Source organism: Cellulomonas sp. RIT-PI-Y (genome assembly GCF_025642745.1).
Lineage (GTDB): Bacteria > Actinomycetota > Actinomycetes > Actinomycetales > Cellulomonadaceae > Cellulomonas.
The window spans coordinates 1-18,145 of the sequence record NZ_JANZKP010000061.1 but is presented as its reverse complement, the minus strand read 5'-3'; the positions used below and the strand labels follow the sequence as shown (position 1 = coordinate 18,145).

Sequence of the window (18,145 nt, the reverse complement as noted above, 5' to 3'; positions counted from 1 at the left end):
GCTGCTCACCCGGCTGGACGCCGGACGCCGCACTCTCGAGGACGTGTTCCTCGACCTGACCGGACGGAATCTGCGATGAGCACCGAGCCCACGGCGGCCCCGGCCGCGACGAGGGTCCTCGCCCAGGGCCGGTTCGAGACGCTCGCGGTGCTCCGCAACGGCGAGCAGCTGCTGGTCACGCTGATCATCCCGGTGGTGGCGCTGATCGCCCTCGGCCGGTCCTCGTTCATCGACATCGGCACCGGCGGCGCCGCCCGGATCGACGTGGTCACCCCCGGCGTCCTGGGCCTGGCCGTGATGGCGGGCTCGATGACCTCGCAGGCGATCGCCACCGCCTTCGACCGGCGCAACGGCGTGCTGCGACTGCTGGCCACCACCCCGCTCGGCCGTGGCGGCCTGCTCGCGGGCAAGGCGGTGGCGGTGCTGGCGGTGGCGGCGGTCCAGGTGATCGCGGTCGGGGTGGTCGCCCTGGTGCTCGGCTGGCGACCGGACCCGGCGGGGATCGCCCCCGCGCTGCTGGCCCTGTTGCTCGGCGTCGCGGCCTTCACCGCGCTCGCCCTGCTGCTGGCCGGGACGCTGCGCGCCGAGGCCGTGCTGGCCGCCGCGAACCTGTTGTTGGTCCTGCTCGCCGTGGTGGGGGGCGTGGTGCTCCCGGTGAGCGACCTGCCCGGCTGGTGGGCGGACGTCGCGGTCCGGCTGCCCCCGGGCGCGCTCGGCGAGGCCCTGCGCACCGCCCTGGTCGACGGCGGGTTCCCCGCGGTGCACCTGCTGGTGCTCGCGGGCTGGACGGTGCTGCTCGGCGCGGGCGTCCGACGCTGGTTCCGCTGGTCCTGAGTGACGCATCCCTCCCCGCGAACGTCCTCGGGCAGCCCGTCCGGCCTCGTACCCTGATCCGGTGAGCCGTACCGCTGTCGACACCGCCGCCGAAGCACCCCGCACCGTCGACCGGTGGCGGGCGCGCTGGACCCGTCCCGTGCTGATCGCCAACCTGGTCGCGCAGATCGCCATCGTGGTGACCGGCGGTGCCGTGCGGCTGACCGCCTCCGGCCTGGGCTGCTCCAGCTGGCCGCAGTGCGAGCCGGGCCACTTCACGCCCCGGTTCCACGAGGCGCTGACGATCCACCCGTACATCGAGTTCGGCAACCGCACCCTGACCGGCGTGCTCGGCGTCATCGCGCTGCTGGTCGCGGTCGTGGTCTGGACCGACCGGAGCCGGGCCCGCTCCTACCGCTGGCTCGGCTTCGCGCCGCTGATCGGCGTCGTGCTGCAGGCCGTGATCGGCGGCATCACCGTGCTGGTCGACCTGCACCCGGGCTGGGTGAGCACGCACTTCCTGGTCTCCATGCTGCTGGTCGTCACCTCGGCGATCCTGCTGGACCGGTCCGCGGAGGGCGACGGCGCCCCCACCCCGGTGGTCGGCCGCTGGGCACGACGCCTGGCACCGGTGTTCGCCGTCCTGCTGGGTGTCGTGCTGGTCCTGGGCGCGATCACCACCGGGGCCGGACCGCACTCCGGCGACGACGAGATCGCCTACCGGTTCGCCATCGACCCGCTGCTGATGGCCCGGATCCATGCCGCGGCGGTCTGGCTCTTCACCGCCGTCCTGGTCGCGCTCCTGGTGCTGAACCGACGTGCGCCCCGCCCGGTCCCCCGGCTCGGGGTCGTGATGGTCGGTCTGGTCGTGCTGCAGGGGATCATCGGCTACGTCCAGGTCGCCACCGACCTGCCGATCGTGCTGGTCCTGCTGCACATGGCCGCGGCCGGGCTGCTCACCGCCGGGTCCACCCGCTACCTGATGAGCTTCCGCGTCCGGGCGTGATCACCCGGGCGGTCACCGCAGACGCCCCAGCACCGACAGCCGACGTGTGGGCGCCGACGCCCGACGCCTCAGCGCTCACGTGTGACGCCTGACGCCGAGTTCGGCACCTCGGCCGCGAGTTCGGTACCCCGGCGACCGATCCGGGCGCCGACGTACCGAACTCGCGCGCGGGTCAGGCCTCGCGCAGCGTCATCCAGCCCCGGTCCCGCGCGGCCACTGCCGCCAGAATGCCGACCGTCGCCGACGGGCTGAGCAGCCGACCGGTCAGGACCGCGTCCACCGCGTCGTCCAACGGGACCCAGATCGGCACCATCCCGGCCTCCTCGTCCTCCCGGGTGAAGCGCTCGTCCTCGGGCACCGGGGACAGGTCCCGGGCCAGGTAGACCGCGATCCGCTCGTTCGAGCCGCCGGGGGTGGTGAAGAACTCGGTGAGCAGGTGCCAGCGGCCGGCGCGCAGGTCGGCCTCCTCGGCCAGCTCCCGCGCGGCGGCCAGCACCGGCGCCTCGCCCTCGACGTCCCGCAACCCCGCCGGGGGCTCCCACAGCTCGGAGCGCACCGGGTGCCGGTACTGCCGGAGCAGCAGCACCCGCTCCTGCGCGTCCAGCGCGATGATCGCCACCGCGCCCGGGTGGTCCAGGAACTCCCGGACCACCCGGGACTCGCCCAGGTCGACCTGCTCGGACACCAGGTCCCAGATCTTCCCGTGGTGCAGCAGCTCGTGTTCCAGCACCGGGCGCGGCTCCGGCCGGTCCGTGGGGTCCGGCCGGGTGGCGTCGGTCATCTCAGGCCCCTGCCTCGGAGAAGGACGACTCGCCCGCACGGACCGTGAGCGCGGCGCCGACCAGGCCGGCGAACAGCGGGTGCGCGTCGGTCGGGCGGGACTTGAACTCCGGGTGCGCCTGGGTGGAGACGTAGTACGGGTGCGCCGCACGCGGCAGCTCGACGAACTCCACCAGCGAGGAGTCCGGCGAGGTGCCGGAGATGACCAGGCCAGCCTCCTCCAGACGGTCGCGGTAGGAGTTGTTGACCTCGTAGCGGTGCCGGTGCCGTTCGGACACCCGGGTGCTGCCGTAGGCCTCGGCCACCACCGAGTCGTCGTTCAGCACGGCGTCGTAGGCGCCCAGGCGCATGGTGCCGCCCAGGTCGCCCTCGCCACCGACGATCGCCAGCTGCTCGGCCATGGTGGCGACCACCGGGTCGGCCGGGTTGTCGTCGAACTCGGAGCTGGAGGCCCCGGACAGGCCCAGCACGTTGCGGGCGTACTCGATCACCATGCACTGCAGGCCCAGGCAGATGCCGAGGGTCGGCACGCCGTTCTCCCGGGACCAGCGCAGCGCGCCGAGCTTGCCCTCGATGCCGCGCACGCCGAAGCCGCCGGGCACCAGCACCGCGTCCACCCCGCCGAGCGCCGCCTGCGCGCCCTCCGGGGTCTGGCACTCGTCGGAGGGCACCCAGCGGATCTTGACCTTGACCCGGTGGTGGAAGCCGCCGGCGCGCAGCGCCTCGGTCACCGACAGGTAGGCGTCCGGCAGGTCGATGTACTTGCCGACCAGGCCGATCTCGACCACGTCGGTCGCCCCGTGGACCCGGCCCAGCAGGTCCTGCCAGTCGGCCCACTCCACGTCGCGGAACGGCAGACCGAGCCGCTGCACCACGTAGGCGTCCAGGCCCTCCGAGTGCAGGACGCGCGGGATGTCGTAGATGCTCGGCGCGTCCACGCAGGAGATGACGCCCTGGGTGTCGACGTCGCACATCAGCGCGATCTTCGACTTGATCGAAGTCGGCAGGTCACGGTCCGAGCGCAGGACGATCGCGTCCGGCTGGATGCCGATGCTGCGCAGCGCCGCCACCGAGTGCTGGGTCGGCTTGGTCTTGAGCTCGCCGGACGGGCCGATGTACGGCACCAGGGAGACGTGCAGGAAGAAGACGTTGTCCCGGCCGAGCTCGTGCCGCACCTGGCGGGCCGCCTCGAGGAAGGGCTGCGACTCGATGTCACCGACGGTGCCACCGATCTCGGTGATGATCACGTCGACGTCCTCGGCGGCCTGCGACCGCATGCGGGACTTGATCTCATCGGTGATGTGCGGGATGACCTGCACCGTGTCGCCCAGGTACTCTCCGCGCCGCTCCTTGGCGATCACGTGCGAGTAGACCTGACCGGTGGTGACGTTGGCCGATCCGACCAGGTTCACGTCCAGGAAGCGCTCGTAGTGACCGACGTCCAGGTCGGTCTCGGCGCCGTCCTCGGTGACGAAGACCTCACCGTGCTGGAACGGGTTCATCGTCCCAGGGTCGACATTGAGGTAGGGGTCGAGCTTCTGCATCGTGACCCGCAGGCCCCGCGACCGGAGCAGTCGCCCCAGACTGCTGGCCGTCAAGCCCTTGCCCAGTGAGGAGGCGACGCCTCCCGTGACGAAGATGTGCCGGGTCCCGGATTCCGACCGCCCGGAGAGTCGATTTGCGCGCTCTGCCACGGGCTTCAACCCTACCTCACCCGGCGCCCAACTCCCACGACTTCGAGCAAGTCATCCGGAATCGGCCGGTCAGGGGCGGTAGATCGCCCGCAACTGGACCCGGACCTCGGCGGGAGTGGGCAGCTGCCCCGCCCGGTCCCGTGCCGCCGCTCGCAGGCGATCGCGCTCGATGGGGTCGGTGAGGACCCGTTCGACCGCCGACGCCAGCGCGTCGGCATCGTCGACCGGGACCAGGACCGCGGCGTCGCCGGTGACCTCCCGGGTGCCCCCCGCGTTGGTGGCCACCACCGCGGCGCCCAGACCGAGCGCCTCCTGTACGGCCAGCGGCTGACCCTCCCAGACCGCCGTGGACACCACGACGTCCGCGGCCGCCATCAGGTCGGCGACGTCCGTCCGGCGACCGAGCAGCCGCACCGGTGCCCGCAGCAGGTCGATCCGTTCCTGGAGCGGGCCGGCGAGCGGCCCGTCACCGGCGACCAGCCAGACCAGGTCCGGCACCCAGGCCTCCACCTGGGAGGCGGCCAGCGCCAGTGTGTCCAGTCCCTTCTGCGGCGCGAGCCGGGCGACGGTCACCGCCAACGGCTGGTCGGGTTCCAGTCCCAGCTCCGCCCGGGTCTGCTGCGCATCACGGGACGGCTCACGCCGCGTCGGAGCGGGGACCAGCGCCCGTTCGGCGTGCCGGGCGCCCTGGGACCGGCTCAGGGCCACCAGGTCTCCGGAGACGCCCAGCACCACGTCCGCACCGCGCGCGACCACCCGGCCCAGCACCGCCGACACGGTCCGGATCGCCCGGCCGCCCACCGGCAGGTTGTGCAGCGTCACCACGATCCGCGGCCGACGACGACGTCCGCGCAGCGCCAGCACCGTCAACGCACCGGCCCGCAGCCCGTGCGCGTGCACCACGTCCGCCTCCCGACCGAGCCCGGTCAGCCGGCGCACCGCCGCCAGGTCGGACGCGTGCGGCCGGTCGGCGATCTCCACCGGCTCGAAGTGCCCGCCCGTCGGCAGCACGGTCTCCCGCACCGCGGCCGGCCCGGCGACCAGCACCCGGTCCCCCGCCCCGGTCAGCTCGGTCACCACCTGGGCGACGTGCCGGGCGACGCCGCCCGCGCTCGATCCCAGCACCTGGACCACCCGCATGCTCATCCCTCCCCGTTCCGTCCGCGCCGCAGCAGCCCGGTGATCGCCGACCGGTCGGTCGCCCACACCGCCGCCAGCAGCACCACCGCACCCACCAGCGCCCCCGCCACTGCGGACAGCACCGCGCCGACGACACCCCCGGTGCCCAGTGCGTCCACCACCAGGCGGCCCAGCACCGCACCGGCGGCACCCCCGACGACCAGCACCACCGTCGACCGGGCGATGCCCTGCACCGCCTCCGCTCCGGCCGCCCGGCGCAGCAGCACCAACAGCAGCAACCCGGCGGTCAGCATCCCGACGCTGTTCCCGACCGCCAGCGCCCGCAGCGTCGCCGGGCCGTCCGGTGTCCCGCCGACCAGCACCGCACAACCGATCCAGGACGCCACGATCACCACACCCCAGCCGACGCTCGCGCCGAGCACGGCCAGCCGGCCACGCTCCAGCGCGTACAGCGCCCGGGACACGTGGAAGATCAGCCCGAAGCCGAGCAGGCCGGGCGCGGTGAGCGCCAACGGGTCGCTCAGGGCGCCGAGCAGAGTCCGGTCGCCGTTGCCGATCCGGCCGAAGACCGTGGTCACTGCCGGGGCCGCCGCGATCAGCGCCACCACCCCGACCGTGCTCGCTGTCAGCACCCCCCGGGTGGTGACCGCGGTCAGCCGGCCGAAGCCCTCCCGCCCCGGCCTGCTCGCGCGCTCGGCCAGTCGCGGGAACGTGCTGGTCGCCAGCGGCACGGCCAGCACCGCGTAGGGCAGCAAATAGACCGGCTGGATCAGGGTCTGCCAGGCCACCAGCGTCGGCGTGGTGGCGTAGACGTCCACCAGCTTCAGCACCGCCAGCACCGACAGCTGCTGGGCGACCAGCCCGCCGACCCCGGCCAGGGCCAGGTCCCGGGCGCGGGCGCCGACCCCGTCCGGGAACCGGAACGACGGCCGCAGCCGCACCCCGGCGCGCAGCACCGGCACCAGCAACGGGATCCCCATCGCCAGCACCCCGGCGGTGGTCCCCCAGGCCAGCAGCTCGCTCGCGCCCGGCGGCAGCTCCCCCGGCGTCAGCGACACCGGCAGACCGTCGCGGCGCAGCAGGACGCCGTAGCCCGCGTAGGTCGCGATCACCACCAGGCTGGACAGCACCGGCACGAAGGCGGGCCAGAAGAACCGCTTCTGTGCCTGCAGGACCCCGGAGAGCACCACGGCGAGCCCGTAGAGCGGGATCTGCACCGCGAACACGCGCAGGAAGTAGACCACCAGGTCCGGGTCGCTGTCGGACGCGGTCAGCGCGGCGATCGGGCGGGCCAGCACCGCGAGCAGGCCGGCGATCAGGACCAGCCCGGAGAGCGTCCAGGTGAGCATCGCCGAGGAGATCCGGGACACGTCCTCGCGCATCCCCCGGGCCAGCGGGGCAGCGATCACCGGGATCAACGCCCCGGCCAGCGCACCACCGGCGGCCACCTCGAACAACACGTTCGGGATCGTGTTCGCCGCGTTGTACGCGCCACCGATCCCGGTCACGCCCACCGCGGAGCTGAACACCAGGCTGCGGACGAATCCCAGCAGTCGACTGACCACGGTCACGGCCGCGATCAACGCGGCCGCACCCGCCAGCCCCGACAGCAGTCGGCGGCGGTTCACGTCAGCGGCGACCCGTCGGGCGCGTCGCCCGGCGTCGGCTCGGCGGGTCGACGACCCCAGCCGTCGATCTCGCGCAGCACCGGGGTGCGGGCGATCACCTCGGTGAAGGAGACCCGCTCCGAGGCGAGGGTCAGACCGACCACCCCGGCCAGCAGCGCCAGGCGCGCACCGCGGGGCAGGCGCTGCACCGCGATGGTGCCCAGGGCCGCGCCGAGGCCGTTGGCGCCGGAGTCGCCGAGCATGTCCCGCTCGGCCAGGTCGTCCGGCAGCTCCCCGACCACCGCGCCGAGCACGGCCGCGGCCGGACCGGAGCCCGGGCCGCCCACCACCGCGGTCGGAGCGGCGGCGATCGCGGCGGCCTTGAGCGCACGGCCCGGTCGCAGGTCCAGCAGGTTCACCAGGTTGGCGCTGGCGGCGATCAACGCGCCGTCCATCCCGATCTCGGCGAGCCGGAGCACGGCCCGCCCCCCGGTGCTCGCCGGCCGGACGCCGTGCGGACGGCTCAACGCCGCGGCGACCAGCGCACCCGCGCCGATGCCGAGCACCTTGAGGCCCCCGGTGGTCAGCTCGCCATGGGCCAGTGCGCCCAGATGTCCGCGCAGGCCCTTCGCGACCGCCCCGGACCGGTCCTCGGTCAGGTCGTCCACCAGCCCGAAGCCGGTGCCGCTGACGGTGGCGACGGTCAGCGCCGCACCGTCCCGCACGCTGGGCGCGCCGACCAGTCCGCCGGCCAGCACCCCCGCCGCCACCGACGGGCCGCCGAGCAGGCTGACCGGCTCGCCGCGGTGGTTGATCCGCTCCCACTGGCGCGGACCGCCGGGCGGCTCGTCGTCCAACAGACCGCGGACCACCGTGGTGGTCACCCGGGCGGTCACGGCGGCGACCGCGCGCCGCAGCACGCTGGTCACCCCTGCGACCCGTCCGCCGCGTCACCGGCGGCCGGGTCGGCGGCGTTCGGGTCGGCGACCGGGCTGCGGTCCACCGGGGTGAGCTCGGAGGTCTCCGGGATGACGGTCAGGTCGTCGCCGTCGCCGTAGTGCCCGACGGTGCCGCCCGCGTCCGCGTTCAGCGCCAGCGGGACCGAGACCTGCCCAGCGACGGTGCCGACGGCGTTCACCGTGCTGATCGTCCCGGCCAGGTCGCTGTCGGCGATGATCGCCGCGATCAGCGCGTCGTCCGCGACCGAGCCGCCGGCCACGACCGCACCGGCAGCCCGGGTCGCGGTGACCCGGACCAGCGCCGCCATCGAGTCCTGGGTGGCCTGGGTCTGGTCCGCGTCCGCGTCCTCGGTGCTGGTGGTGCTGGTGGTGAGGATGTCGTCGGTGAGCAGCAGCACGTCGTCGGCCGGGGCGGTCAGGTCGCCGGACAGCTGCACCAGCGGGTCGTCCCCGGTGCTCAGCAGCTTGATCAGCGTGCTCGCGTCCGAGCTGACCGTGGTCGGGTCGGCCGGGTCGGCGCCGGTCAGCGCCTGCACCAGCGCCTCGGAGAGCGCGGTGTCCGCTCCGGTCCCGGACTCCGGCTGCGGGTCCAGGTAGGAGGTCAGGTTCGCCACCAGCGCCTGCCGGAAGCTGCGCAGGTCCGTCGACGACCAGGCCGGGGTCAGCGTCACCTGCGTGGTGACCGTGGCCCCCGCGGCGGTCAGCTGGTCCTCGATCGCCTGCTGCGCGTCCGCGTCGACCTCGCCCATCGCGACCACCGCGACATTGCGCCCGGACAGCGTGCCGTCCACCAGCGCGGGCCCCGCGGCGGCGATGTAGGCGTCCGAGGCGGTCGTGGCGGCGTTGGCCTGGTCCAGCTCGGTGCGCAGGGCGTCCTTCTCCTCGCGGAGCTGGTCGACCTGGCCGGTCAGCGTGTTGCCGATGCTCTCCTTGAGCGGTCCTGCGCCGAGCGCGATGCCCACGGCCAGGGCCAGGAACACCGAGATCAGCGAGACGAGGTGGTAACGGAAGTCGATCACAGCGAGGGCTCTCGGTAGCAGGAGTCAGTCATCATGCGCCCCCGAACAGGGAGCCGAACCAGCGGGCCAGATCGTCCCAGCGCGCCCCCAGCAGCCCGATCAGGGTCTGCCCGGCGGTGGTGGAGGCCAGCGCGACCCCGAGCGCCAGCAGACCCGCCAGCACCAGCAGGGTCAGCTGCACGTTCGAGATCCGGTTCCGGTACAGCCGGGACACGCCCTTGGCGTCCACCAGCTTGCTGCCGACCCGCAGCCGGGTCAGGAAGGTGCTGGCCATCCCGGCGCGGCCCTTGTCCAGGAACTCGACCAGGGTGGCGTGGGTGCCGACCGCGACGATCAGCTCGGCGCCCTTGTCGTCCGAGAGCAGCATCGCGATGTCCTCGCTGGTGCCGGTCGCCGGGAAGACGATGTGCGGCACGCCCAGCTGGTCGACCCGGCTCAGGCCCGGCGCGCGGCCGTCCCGGTAGGCGTGCACCACGATCTCGGCGCCGCACTTCAGCGCGCGGTCCGAGACCGAGTCCATGTCGCCGACGATCATGTCCGGGGTCCACCCGGCGTCGAGGATCGCGTCCGCGCCGCCGTCCACCCCGATCAGCACCGGGCGGTACTCACGGATGTAGGACCGCAGGGTGACCAGGTCCTCCTTGTAGTGGTACCCGCGCACCACGATCAGGACCTGCCGGCCCTCGATCTCCGTGGTGATGTCGGGCACGCCCACGCCGTCCAGCAGCAGGTCGCGCTCCCGGCGCAGGTAGTCCATCGTGTTCGCCGCGAAGGACTCCAGCTGGGTCGACAGCCCGGCACGCGCCGCCTCCTGGTCGGAGGCCACGGTCTGCTCGGTCTGCACCACGCCCTCGGCGAGCAGTGTGTCGCCGTCGTAGACCTTCCCGTCCACGACCCGCAGGTCCCGGCCCTCGCGGGCGGTCATGATGTCCGACCCCAGGTCGTCGATCAGCGGGATCCCGGCCTCGACCAGGATGCCCGGTCCGAGGTTGGGGTAGCGGCCGGAGGTGGAACGGGCGGCATTGAGCACCGCGGCGGGTTGCACCGCCACGAGCGAGTCGGCGGCCACCCGGTCGATGTCCACGTGGTCGATCACGGCGATGTCGCCAGGGCGCAGTCTCTTGGTCAGCGCCTTGGTCCGCGGATCGACCCGTGCGGGTCCGACGATCTCACCCGCGCGGGCCGCAGCGGAGCGTCGGCGCGAAGGCAGGAGTTTCATCGCCGTTCATCGTGCCATGTTTCGCTGCACCAAAAGCTCCGCTGCGTGTGCGCGCGCCGCGGGCGAGTCGTCGCCGGACAGCATCCGGGCGAGCTCGTCGACCCGGTCGTCGCCCTCCACCGCCCGCACGTCCGAGGCGGTCACCACCTCCGCGGAACCGTCCGCGCCACCCCGGGTCTTGGTCACCACCAGGTGCCGGTCGGCGAAGGCCGCGACCTGAGCCAGGTGGGTCACCACCAGCACCTGCGCCCCCGTGGCCAGCGCGGACAACCGCCGTCCGACCTCCGTGGCGGCCCGGCCGCCGACCCCCGCGTCGACCTCGTCGAAGACGAAGGTGCCCGGTCGGTCGTCGCCCTGGTCCGGGGAGGTGGCCAGCGCCACCTCGAGTGCCAGCATCACCCGGGACAGCTCGCCGCCGGAGGCGCCCTTGCCCAGCGGACGAGCCGGTGCACCGGCGTGCGGGACCAGGAGCATCTCCACCGAATCTCCACCATGGGGGCCCAGCTCACCCGCGTCGGCGACCCGGACCTCCAGCAGGGCACCGGCCATCGCCAGCCCCGCGAGCTCCTCGGACACCGTGGCGGCCAACCGTCCGGCGGCCTCCCGGCGGGCCGCACCGATCCGGCCGGCCAGGTCGGTCAGCCGGCGGTCCAGCCCGTCGCGCTGCTCGTGCAGGGCGGTCAGCCGGTCCTCGCCGCCGTCGATCTGCAGCAGCCGCTCGGAGCTCTCCTGCGACCAGCGCAGCACCGCCTCGATGTCCTCGCCATAGCTGCGGGTCAGGCCCACCAGCTCGGCGCGGCGGCCCAGCGCCTGGTCCAACCGGGCGGGATCCGCCTGCAGGTCCTGGAGGTAGCCCGACAGCTCGGTCGCCGCGTCCGCCAGCAGGTAGCCGGCCTCGGCCACCCGGTCCCGCAGCTCGATCAGCTTCGGATCGTGCCCGCCTCCGGACTCCAGCTGGCGACGGGCCTGCTCCACCGCACCGGTGGCCGACAGGTCCGCCGTCGCGTCCTCCTCGCCCATCAGGATCTGGTGCGCCCCCGCCGCCGCGACCCGCAGGTCCTCCGCGTGCGACAACCGCTCGATCTCCGCGGTCAGGGCCACGTCCTCGCCCGGCTGCGGGTCGATCCGCTCCACCTCGGCCAGTCCGAGCCGCAGCAGCTCCGCCTCCCGGGCGAGCTCCTGCTTCCGCGAGGTCAGGTCGTCGATCTGCGCCTGCACCTGCCCGCGCTCGGCCCAGGCCGCCCGGTAGTCGTCCAGCAGACCGCCGTGCGCCTGTCCGGCGTAGGCGTCCAGCGCGTCCCGCTGGTGGGCGGCCGATCGCAGCCGGGTCTGGTCCATCTGGCCGTGCACCGTGATCAGGCTGTCCGCCAGCTCGGCCAGCACCGACTGCGGCACCGATCGTCCGCCCAGATAGGCCCGCGACCGGCCGGGCGATCCGTCCGTCCCCGCGCCGACCGTGCGGACCAGCAGCAGGCTCCCGTCGTCGTCCAGCGCCCCACCGGCCTCGGTGGCCCGCTCGGCGACCGTCGAGTCGGCCGGCACCACGATCCGGCCCTCGACCACCGCCGACTCGGCACCGATCCGCACCGTCGCCGGGTCGGCCTTGCCGCCCAGCAACAGGTTCAGCGCGGTGAGCACCATCGTCTTGCCCGCACCGGTCTCCCCGGTGAGCACGGTGAGCCCGGGGTGCAGCTGGATCCGGGCCTCGCCGATCACACCCAGGTCGCTGATCGTGATCTCGTCGAACACTCTCGCCCTCGTCGTCTCGTCTGCTCTCGTGCTGCCCGGCCGGATCCGATCGTGCCGTACTGGGCCCCGGCCCGCCCGGCTCCGGTCCCCGGCGGGTCGGTCCCGGACCCCGGCAGGTCCGTCCGGCCGCGGTCCCCAGCAGGTCGGTCCCGGTCTCGGCGCGCCCGTCCGGACTCAGTCGTCGGTCGGTCCGTCCGGCCGTGCGGTGGTCGGCGTGCCGCGACGCGCTCGGTGACCGTCCAGCTCCGGCGACCGGCCGCGCCAGCCGACCACCGGCAGGTCGAACTTCTTCACCAACCGGTCGGTGAACGGCGCCGGGGTCAGCCGCGCCAACCGCACCGGGACCGGTGACCGGCGCACCTCCACCCGCGACCCGGCCGGGACCTCGATCCGCCGCCGGCCGTCGCACACCAGGATCGCGGGCGAGGGCGACCGGGTCAGCACCTCCACCGCCACCACGCTGCGCGGTCCGACCACCAGCGGCCGGGCGAACAGGGCGTGCGCGGACAGCGGCACCACGATCATGCTGTCCACCTCCGGCCAGACCACCGGTCCCCCGGCGGAGAACGCGTGCGCAGTCGACCCGGTGGAGGTGGCGAGCACCACGCCGTCGCAGCCGAAGGACGAGAGCGGGCGGTCGTCAACCTCGATCACCACCTCGACCATCTTGGCGGGCTCGGCCTTCTCCAGCGCGGCCTCGTTCAGTGCCCAGCCGACGATCGGGTCCTTCGCGCCGGGCACCTGCACCTGCACCTGCAGGGTGGTGCGCTCCTCGACGCCGTAGTCCCCCGCCGCCACCCGGCGCACCGCGTCGCCGATGTCGTCCCGCTCGCTCTCGGCCAGGAACCCGACATGACCGAGATTGATCCCGAGCAGGGGCACTCCGGCCGACCGGGCCAGCTCGGCAGCACGCAGGATCGTGCCGTCCCCGCCGAGGATCATCGCCAGCTCGATGTCGTGGAAGCTCATCCCCGGCATGTCGTCCCCGGCGAGCACCGGCTCGAACCCGGCGGCCTCCAGCGCGGCGACCGCCTCCTCCTCCGCGGTGACCGCCTCCGCACGTCCGCTGTGCGTCACCACCAGCACCCGTCGGGTCATGCCCGGACCTCCTCGACCAGCACCACGTCCCGCACGCGCCGCTCCCATTCCTCGTCCGACCGTTCCCCGGCGCGGAGCCGGAGGAAGAACTCGACATTGCCGCTCGGTCCGGGCAGCGGGCTGGCGGCGACGTCCAGCACGCCCAGGCCCAGCTCCTCGGCCCGCCGTCCGACGGCCAGCACCGCCTCGGCCCGCAGCTGCGGACTCCGCACCACCCCGCCCGAACCCAGCCGTTCCCGGCCGACCTCGAACTGCGGCTTCACCATCACCAGCAGCTGGGCGCCCGCTGCGACCACCGCGGAGAACGCGGGCAGCACCAGGGTCAGCGAGATGAAGGACAGATCCGCGACCAGCAGCTCCGGCGGCGCGCCGAACGAGCCGGTCACCAGCTCGCGCACGTTGACGCCCTCGTGCACCTCGACCCGGGGATCGGCACGCAGCCGATCCACCAGCTGGTCGTGCCCGACGTCGACCGCGACCACCGAGGCCGCCCCCCGACGCAGCAGCACGTCGGTGAAGCCCCCCGTGCTCGCCCCCGCGTCCAGGCAGCGCAGACCGCTGGGGTCGACGGCGAAGGCGTCCAGCGCCCCCGCCAGCTTGTACGCACCGCGCGAGGCGTAGCCGTCGTCGGTGTCGTCGGCGGACACGCTCAGCACCTGACCGGGCGCCCACGGCGACGACGGCCGGCGCACCGGCCGTCCGTCGAGCACGACCCGCCCGGCCTCGATCAGCGCGGTGGCATGCCGACGCGACCGGGCGAGCCCGTCCCGCACCAGCACGGCGTCCACCCGCACGCCGCTCAGCCCTCCGCCTCCGCGAGCCGCTCCTGCAGCCCGGCGTGCACCGCCTCGAACACCTCGAGCTGGTCGCGCGGCGACAGCTCGCTCACCTCGGCGAGCCGGTGCACCAGCCCGTCGACCCGCTCGTCACCCGTGGACTCCATCAGTGCTCCTCTCCGCACCCCACGCTACCGGCGACCGCCGACGTCGGGTCAGTCGTGCACAGGCAGGTCGGGAACGCTGTCCACATCCAGCCCCGCACCCGAGTCCACCGCGTCCCAGGCGGCCGCGCAGGCAGCGCGCACCAGGTCGACACCGCGGTCGGCACCGGGTGCGGCGCCGTCCAACTCCAGCCGACCGTCGACGACCCGCGCCGCGGAGCCCCGCACCCGCCACCAGCCCTCGGCGACCCGCTCCGGCACCGGATGCGGCAGCAGCAGCTCGCCCAGGTCCGCCGCGATGTAATGCGGTCGGAATCCCGGGTCCGCCAGCACGTCGTCCCGCGCCGTCGACACGCCCGTCAGCACGTGCAGACCCGCGTAGCCGCCGGTCCGCGCGCCCGCCAGATCGGTGTCCAGCCGGTCACCGACCACCAGCGGGTGGGTCGCACCGACCCGGTCCACCGCCAGCTCGTACATGGTCGACGCCGGCTTGCCCGCACTGTCCGGACGCACCCCGGTCGCCGCGGAGACCGCACCGACCAGTGCGCCGTTCCCCGGCGCGAAGCCCCGCGCGGTGGGCAGGCTCAGGTCCAGGTTGCTCGCCACGAACCACGCACCACCGGCGACCGCGTAGGCGGCCTCCGCCAACTGCGCCCATCCCAGCTCGGGCGCGAAGCCCTGCGCGACCGCGTCCGGGTGGTCGTCCGCGGACTCCACCACGGTGAAGCCGGCCTCACGCACCGCGGTGTACATCCCCGCGCCGCCGACCACCAGCACCTTCGCGCCCGGGGACAACCGGGTGCCCAGCAGCTGTGCGCAGGCCTGAGCCGCGGTCATCACGTCGCCGGCCTGCGCCGGGATGTCCAGACCGGTCAGCTGCTCGGCCACCGATCCCGGCTCGCGGGACGCGTTGTTGGTGACGAACACCAGCCGCATCCCCGCAGCGCGGGCGCCGCCCAGACCTGCCGCCGCACCGGCGATCGGCTCGTGCCCCTTGTAGGCCACCCCGTCCAGGTCCACCAGCGCCAGGTCGTACCGCTCGGCCAGCGGGATGTCGCTGCCGATGAGTCGCGCGTCGCTCACTTGTCCTCCGTGTCCTCGTCCGGGACGACAGCCCCGATCTCCGGGTCCGATCCGGCCGCATCGGCGTCCGCGTCATCGACATCGGTGTCATCGAGATCCGCGTCATCGACATCGGTGCCGTCGACGTCGTGCGCTTCGGCCCGTTCGGCCAGGTCCGGGCCGTCCGCCACATCCGCGTCGTCCGGGTCGTCGTGGTCGCCCTGGTCCTCGTCCGACTCGATCGGCTCATCGCCGTCCTGGTCGTCCTCCTCCAGGTCGTACAGCAGCACGTCCTCGTCCTCGTCGAGCTCGCCGGAGGCCTGCGCGAGCACTGCCGCCGGGAATCCCGCGGTCGCCTCCTCGGCCTCCTGCTCGCGGCCGGCCGCCCGCAGCGCCTCGGCCTTCGCCTGGGCGACCCGTGCCGCCAGCAGGGTGTGCCCGCCGACCCGGAATCCGGACAGCGCGGCCAACGCCCCGTCCACGTCCCCGAGATCCAGCCGCGCGCCCGACACGACCATCGCCAGTTCGACCTTGGTGCCGGCGTCGAGGTCCTCGGCCTCCGGCGACTGCGCGAGCGTGATCGCACGCTCCGGCCGTCCCAACCCCCGCTCGCAGTCCGCCATCACCGCGAGGTGCTCGGACGACCCGTTCAGCCGCCGCACGGTCCGCAGCTCACGCAGCGCCTCCGCGAACCGACCGGTGCGGTAGGCGGTCAGCCCCGCGGCCTCCCGCACCACGTCCACCCGGCCACCGCGACGCGCGGCCGCCTGGGCGTGCTCGTAGGCCAGCTCCGGGTCCTCGTCGATCAACCGCCCGGTCATCACCAGGTGCAGGCCGACGATCTCCGCGTTGTCCTTGCTCAGCGTCCGCAGCCGGGCACGCACGTCCCGGTCGAGCATGCTGAAGGTGATGTCCTCCGGCAGCTCAGGACCCGGCACCCGCACCGACTGCGGCGGCCGGCTCGCTCGCCGCTCCTCGCCGGCCCCGCCGGACGGACGCCGGTCACCGCCGGAGCGGTCGTCTCGCGGAGCACGACGCTCGCTGCCGGGCCCACGGTCGCCCCGCGAGCTCTGGCGATCGTCCCCGCCGAACCGACGGTCGTCCCGAGGACCCCGACGGTCGTCCCCGCCGAAGCTGCGACGCTCACCGGTCGACCCGGGCCGCCCGTCACGCGAGCCACCGGACCGACCACCCTCCGACCCACGACGTGCGTCCGGGCGGTAGCCCTGGCCCTCACGCCGCGGACCGCGGTCACCGCCGAATCCGCGGCCCTCGTCCCGCGGACCCCGGAAACCGGCTCGGTCACCGCCACGGTCGTCACGCGAGCCGAAAGACCGGTCGCCGCGGTCCGCACGCGGCCCGAAGGACCGGTCGCCGCGGCCGTCCGGCCGCTGGCCGCCCCGGTCGTCGCGGGACGTGAACGCACCGCGGCGGTCATCGCGCCCACCAGACCGGGCTTCGCGACCGGATCCGCCGAACGGACGCCCCGCGCCACCCGGGCGGTCACCGGGTCCCCGTCGCTCGTCATAGCCACCGCGGTCGCCATAGCCGCGGCGCTCGTCGCCGTCCCGGCGGAAGCCGCCCGGGCGACCGCCCGAGCCCCGGTCCTCGAACCGGCCGCCGCCGCGCTGTCCGTCGCGGTCCCCGGAGCCCTGCCGGTCGAACCGGCCGCCGCGACCGCTGCTGTCGTGCCCGCCCGCGCCCGGGCGACCACCACGGTGTTCCCGGTCGCCGCCCCAGGAGCCGCGTCCGCCCTCGGCGCCACGCTCGCCGAAGCGTCCCTGCCCACCGCGCTCGTCGGGTGCGCCGAAGCTCCGCTCGCCACGGAAACCGCCGGGACCCCGACGCTCGTCACGCCCGCCGAACGCGCGGCTCCCCCGATCGTCGCGGGCGCCACCGGGACGCCCCGCGTTCGGCCGTCCGCCGCGGTCGTCACGACCACCGGTGCGGTACCCGCCCCGGTCGTCACGCGCGCCGTACGAGCCCGAGCGGTCGTCGCGAGAGCGGAAAGAACTCGAGCGGTCGTCACGGGACCCGAAGGAACCCGACCTGTCGTCACGCGGCCGGTCACCCTGACCCCCGCGGTCATCGCGCCCGCCCGGCCGGCCGCCGCGCTCGTCGCGCGCACCGTACGGCCGCCCACCACGCTCGTCGCGAGCAGCACCGGGGCGCTCACGACGGTCGTCACGCTGGCCGAACGCTCGAGAGCCACGCTCGTCGCGCGCACCGAAGGACCTCGGCCCGCGATCCTCCCGCTGCCCGAACGAGCGACCACCACGATCGTCGCGCGAACCCGACGGACGCGGATCCCGGTCGTCGCGCGACCCGGAGGACCGAGGCCCCCGGTCGTCACGCTGACCGAACGCACGGCCCCCACGATCGTCACGGCCACCGAAGGGCCGGCCGCCGCGCTCGTCGCGGCCACCGAACGAACGGCCACCGCGGTCATCACGCTCACGGGAGGGACGACCGCCACGGTCCTCCCGGACATCAGCACCGCGGCCCTGGCCGCCAGCCCGACCGGAGCTCTCGCGCCGGGCCTCGCCACCGAATCGCGCGCCGCCCCGCTCGTCGCGCCCGGCGGACCGCTCGCCGCCGTTCCACCCGTCACGATCGCGGGCCTGGCCACGCGCACCGCCGGCACGCTCGTCCCGGCCCGGCGTCGCACGACCCGAGGTGTCCGCACGGGTCTCGTCGCGACCGCGCGCGCGGCTGCCCGCGACGCGAGGGACCCGCCCTCCACCGGTCGCACGTGGTCCGCCGACCCGGGTGCGCCGCGGACCTCCGCTGCGCTGCTCGTCGGGTCCGCCACCGGTCATGCCACCGGATCGCTCACGTGCGTCACTCATCGTCGTCCATCTCCTCGTCAGACACCTGCGCGCCATCGTCTCATCCACGGACCCGACACCCCACATGGGGCGTCCGCACGACGCGCGCGGGCCGGTTCACCACATCTGCCGTGCCATCAGGCACGACACCGAAAAACGACGAAGGGCCACCCCATAGGGGTGGCCCTTCGTTGAAAGGTGTCCGGCGGCGTCCTACTCTCCCACACCCTA

At 74.2% G+C, this 18,145-nt stretch carries 16 protein-coding genes; 3 read left to right on the top strand and 13 right to left on the bottom strand.

Features of this window, described 5'->3' with window-relative positions:
* Nucleotides 1-75 precede the first annotated feature (75 nt).
* Complete coding sequence (locus OGL89_RS14985) at nucleotides 76-834, top strand: ABC transporter permease (RefSeq protein ID WP_263120963.1); 759 nt, start codon at nucleotides 76-78, stop codon at nucleotides 832-834.
* A 61-nt stretch (nucleotides 835-895) separates the two neighbouring features.
* A complete protein-coding gene (locus OGL89_RS14980; RefSeq protein ID WP_263120962.1) occupies nucleotides 896-1,819 on the top strand; it encodes a COX15/CtaA family protein in 924 nt (307 codons plus the stop codon).
* A gap of 172 nt (nucleotides 1,820-1,991) precedes the next feature.
* On the opposite strand, the gene OGL89_RS14975 is transcribed toward OGL89_RS14980, so the two are convergent.
* The 13 genes from OGL89_RS14975 to OGL89_RS14915 all read right to left on the bottom strand — a co-directional run bounded on the left by OGL89_RS14975 (nucleotide 1,992) and on the right by OGL89_RS14915 (nucleotide 16,024).
* Nucleotides 1,992-2,600: an NUDIX hydrolase gene (locus OGL89_RS14975; protein ID WP_263120961.1), complete on the bottom strand. Its 609-nt coding sequence runs from the start codon at nucleotides 2,598-2,600 to the stop codon at nucleotides 1,992-1,994.
* A gap of 1 nt (nucleotide 2,601) precedes the next feature.
* Entirely contained in the window at nucleotides 2,602-4,293 is a 1,692-nt protein-coding gene (locus OGL89_RS14970; RefSeq protein ID WP_263120960.1) for a CTP synthase, read from the bottom strand.
* Between the two features lie 69 nt (nucleotides 4,294-4,362).
* Nucleotides 4,363-5,439, bottom strand: coding sequence for a glycosyltransferase family 4 protein (locus tag OGL89_RS14965; protein WP_263120959.1), 1,077 nt, complete (start codon nucleotides 5,437-5,439; stop codon nucleotides 4,363-4,365).
* Nucleotides 5,436-7,061 carry a lipid II flippase MurJ gene (locus tag OGL89_RS14960; protein ID WP_263120958.1) on the bottom strand — a complete coding sequence of 542 codons (1,626 nt, stop codon included), beginning with the start codon at nucleotides 7,059-7,061 and terminating at the stop codon, nucleotides 5,436-5,438. Before OGL89_RS14960 ends, OGL89_RS14965 begins: the two co-directional genes overlap by 4 nt.
* Nucleotides 7,058-7,969, bottom strand: a complete 912-nt coding sequence (locus tag OGL89_RS14955) for a hypothetical protein (RefSeq protein ID WP_263120957.1) — start codon at nucleotides 7,967-7,969, stop codon at nucleotides 7,058-7,060. The genes OGL89_RS14960 and OGL89_RS14955 overlap by 4 nt, the downstream gene beginning before the upstream one ends.
* The gene (locus OGL89_RS14950; protein WP_263120956.1) at nucleotides 7,966-9,018 is read right to left on the bottom strand and encodes a copper transporter; all 1,053 of its coding nucleotides are present in this window, start codon (nucleotides 9,016-9,018) and stop codon (nucleotides 7,966-7,968) included. The genes OGL89_RS14955 and OGL89_RS14950 overlap by 4 nt, the downstream gene beginning before the upstream one ends.
* A gap of 31 nt (nucleotides 9,019-9,049) precedes the next feature.
* On the bottom strand, nucleotides 9,050-10,237 hold the full coding sequence (steA, locus tag OGL89_RS14945) for a putative cytokinetic ring protein SteA (protein ID WP_263120955.1): 1,188 nt from the start codon (nucleotides 10,235-10,237) through the stop codon (nucleotides 9,050-9,052).
* Between the two features lie 6 nt (nucleotides 10,238-10,243).
* Nucleotides 10,244-11,986, bottom strand: coding sequence for a DNA repair protein RecN (recN, locus tag OGL89_RS14940; RefSeq protein ID WP_263120954.1), 1,743 nt, complete (start codon nucleotides 11,984-11,986; stop codon nucleotides 10,244-10,246).
* 174 nt (nucleotides 11,987-12,160) lie between these two features.
* Nucleotides 12,161-13,084, bottom strand: coding sequence for an NAD kinase (locus OGL89_RS14935; protein ID WP_263120953.1), 924 nt, complete (start codon nucleotides 13,082-13,084; stop codon nucleotides 12,161-12,163).
* Nucleotides 13,081-13,878, bottom strand: a complete 798-nt coding sequence (locus OGL89_RS14930; RefSeq protein ID WP_346770722.1) for a TlyA family RNA methyltransferase — start codon at nucleotides 13,876-13,878, stop codon at nucleotides 13,081-13,083. The genes OGL89_RS14935 and OGL89_RS14930 overlap by 4 nt, the downstream gene beginning before the upstream one ends.
* A gap of 5 nt (nucleotides 13,879-13,883) precedes the next feature.
* Nucleotides 13,884-14,027: a hypothetical protein gene (locus tag OGL89_RS14925; protein WP_263120952.1), complete on the bottom strand. Its 144-nt coding sequence runs from the start codon at nucleotides 14,025-14,027 to the stop codon at nucleotides 13,884-13,886.
* A 48-nt stretch (nucleotides 14,028-14,075) separates the two neighbouring features.
* Nucleotides 14,076-15,107, bottom strand: coding sequence for an HAD-IIA family hydrolase (locus tag OGL89_RS14920; protein ID WP_263120951.1), 1,032 nt, complete (start codon nucleotides 15,105-15,107; stop codon nucleotides 14,076-14,078).
* Nucleotides 15,104-16,024, bottom strand: a complete 921-nt coding sequence (locus OGL89_RS14915) for a hypothetical protein (protein WP_263120950.1) — start codon at nucleotides 16,022-16,024, stop codon at nucleotides 15,104-15,106. Before OGL89_RS14915 ends, OGL89_RS14920 begins: the two co-directional genes overlap by 4 nt.
* A gap of 750 nt (nucleotides 16,025-16,774) precedes the next feature.
* On the opposite strand from OGL89_RS14915, the gene OGL89_RS14910 reads away from it, so the two are divergent.
* Nucleotides 16,775-18,109, top strand: a complete 1,335-nt coding sequence (locus OGL89_RS14910) for a hypothetical protein (RefSeq protein ID WP_263120949.1) — start codon at nucleotides 16,775-16,777, stop codon at nucleotides 18,107-18,109.
* The last annotated feature ends 36 nt before the right edge of the window (nucleotides 18,110-18,145 follow it).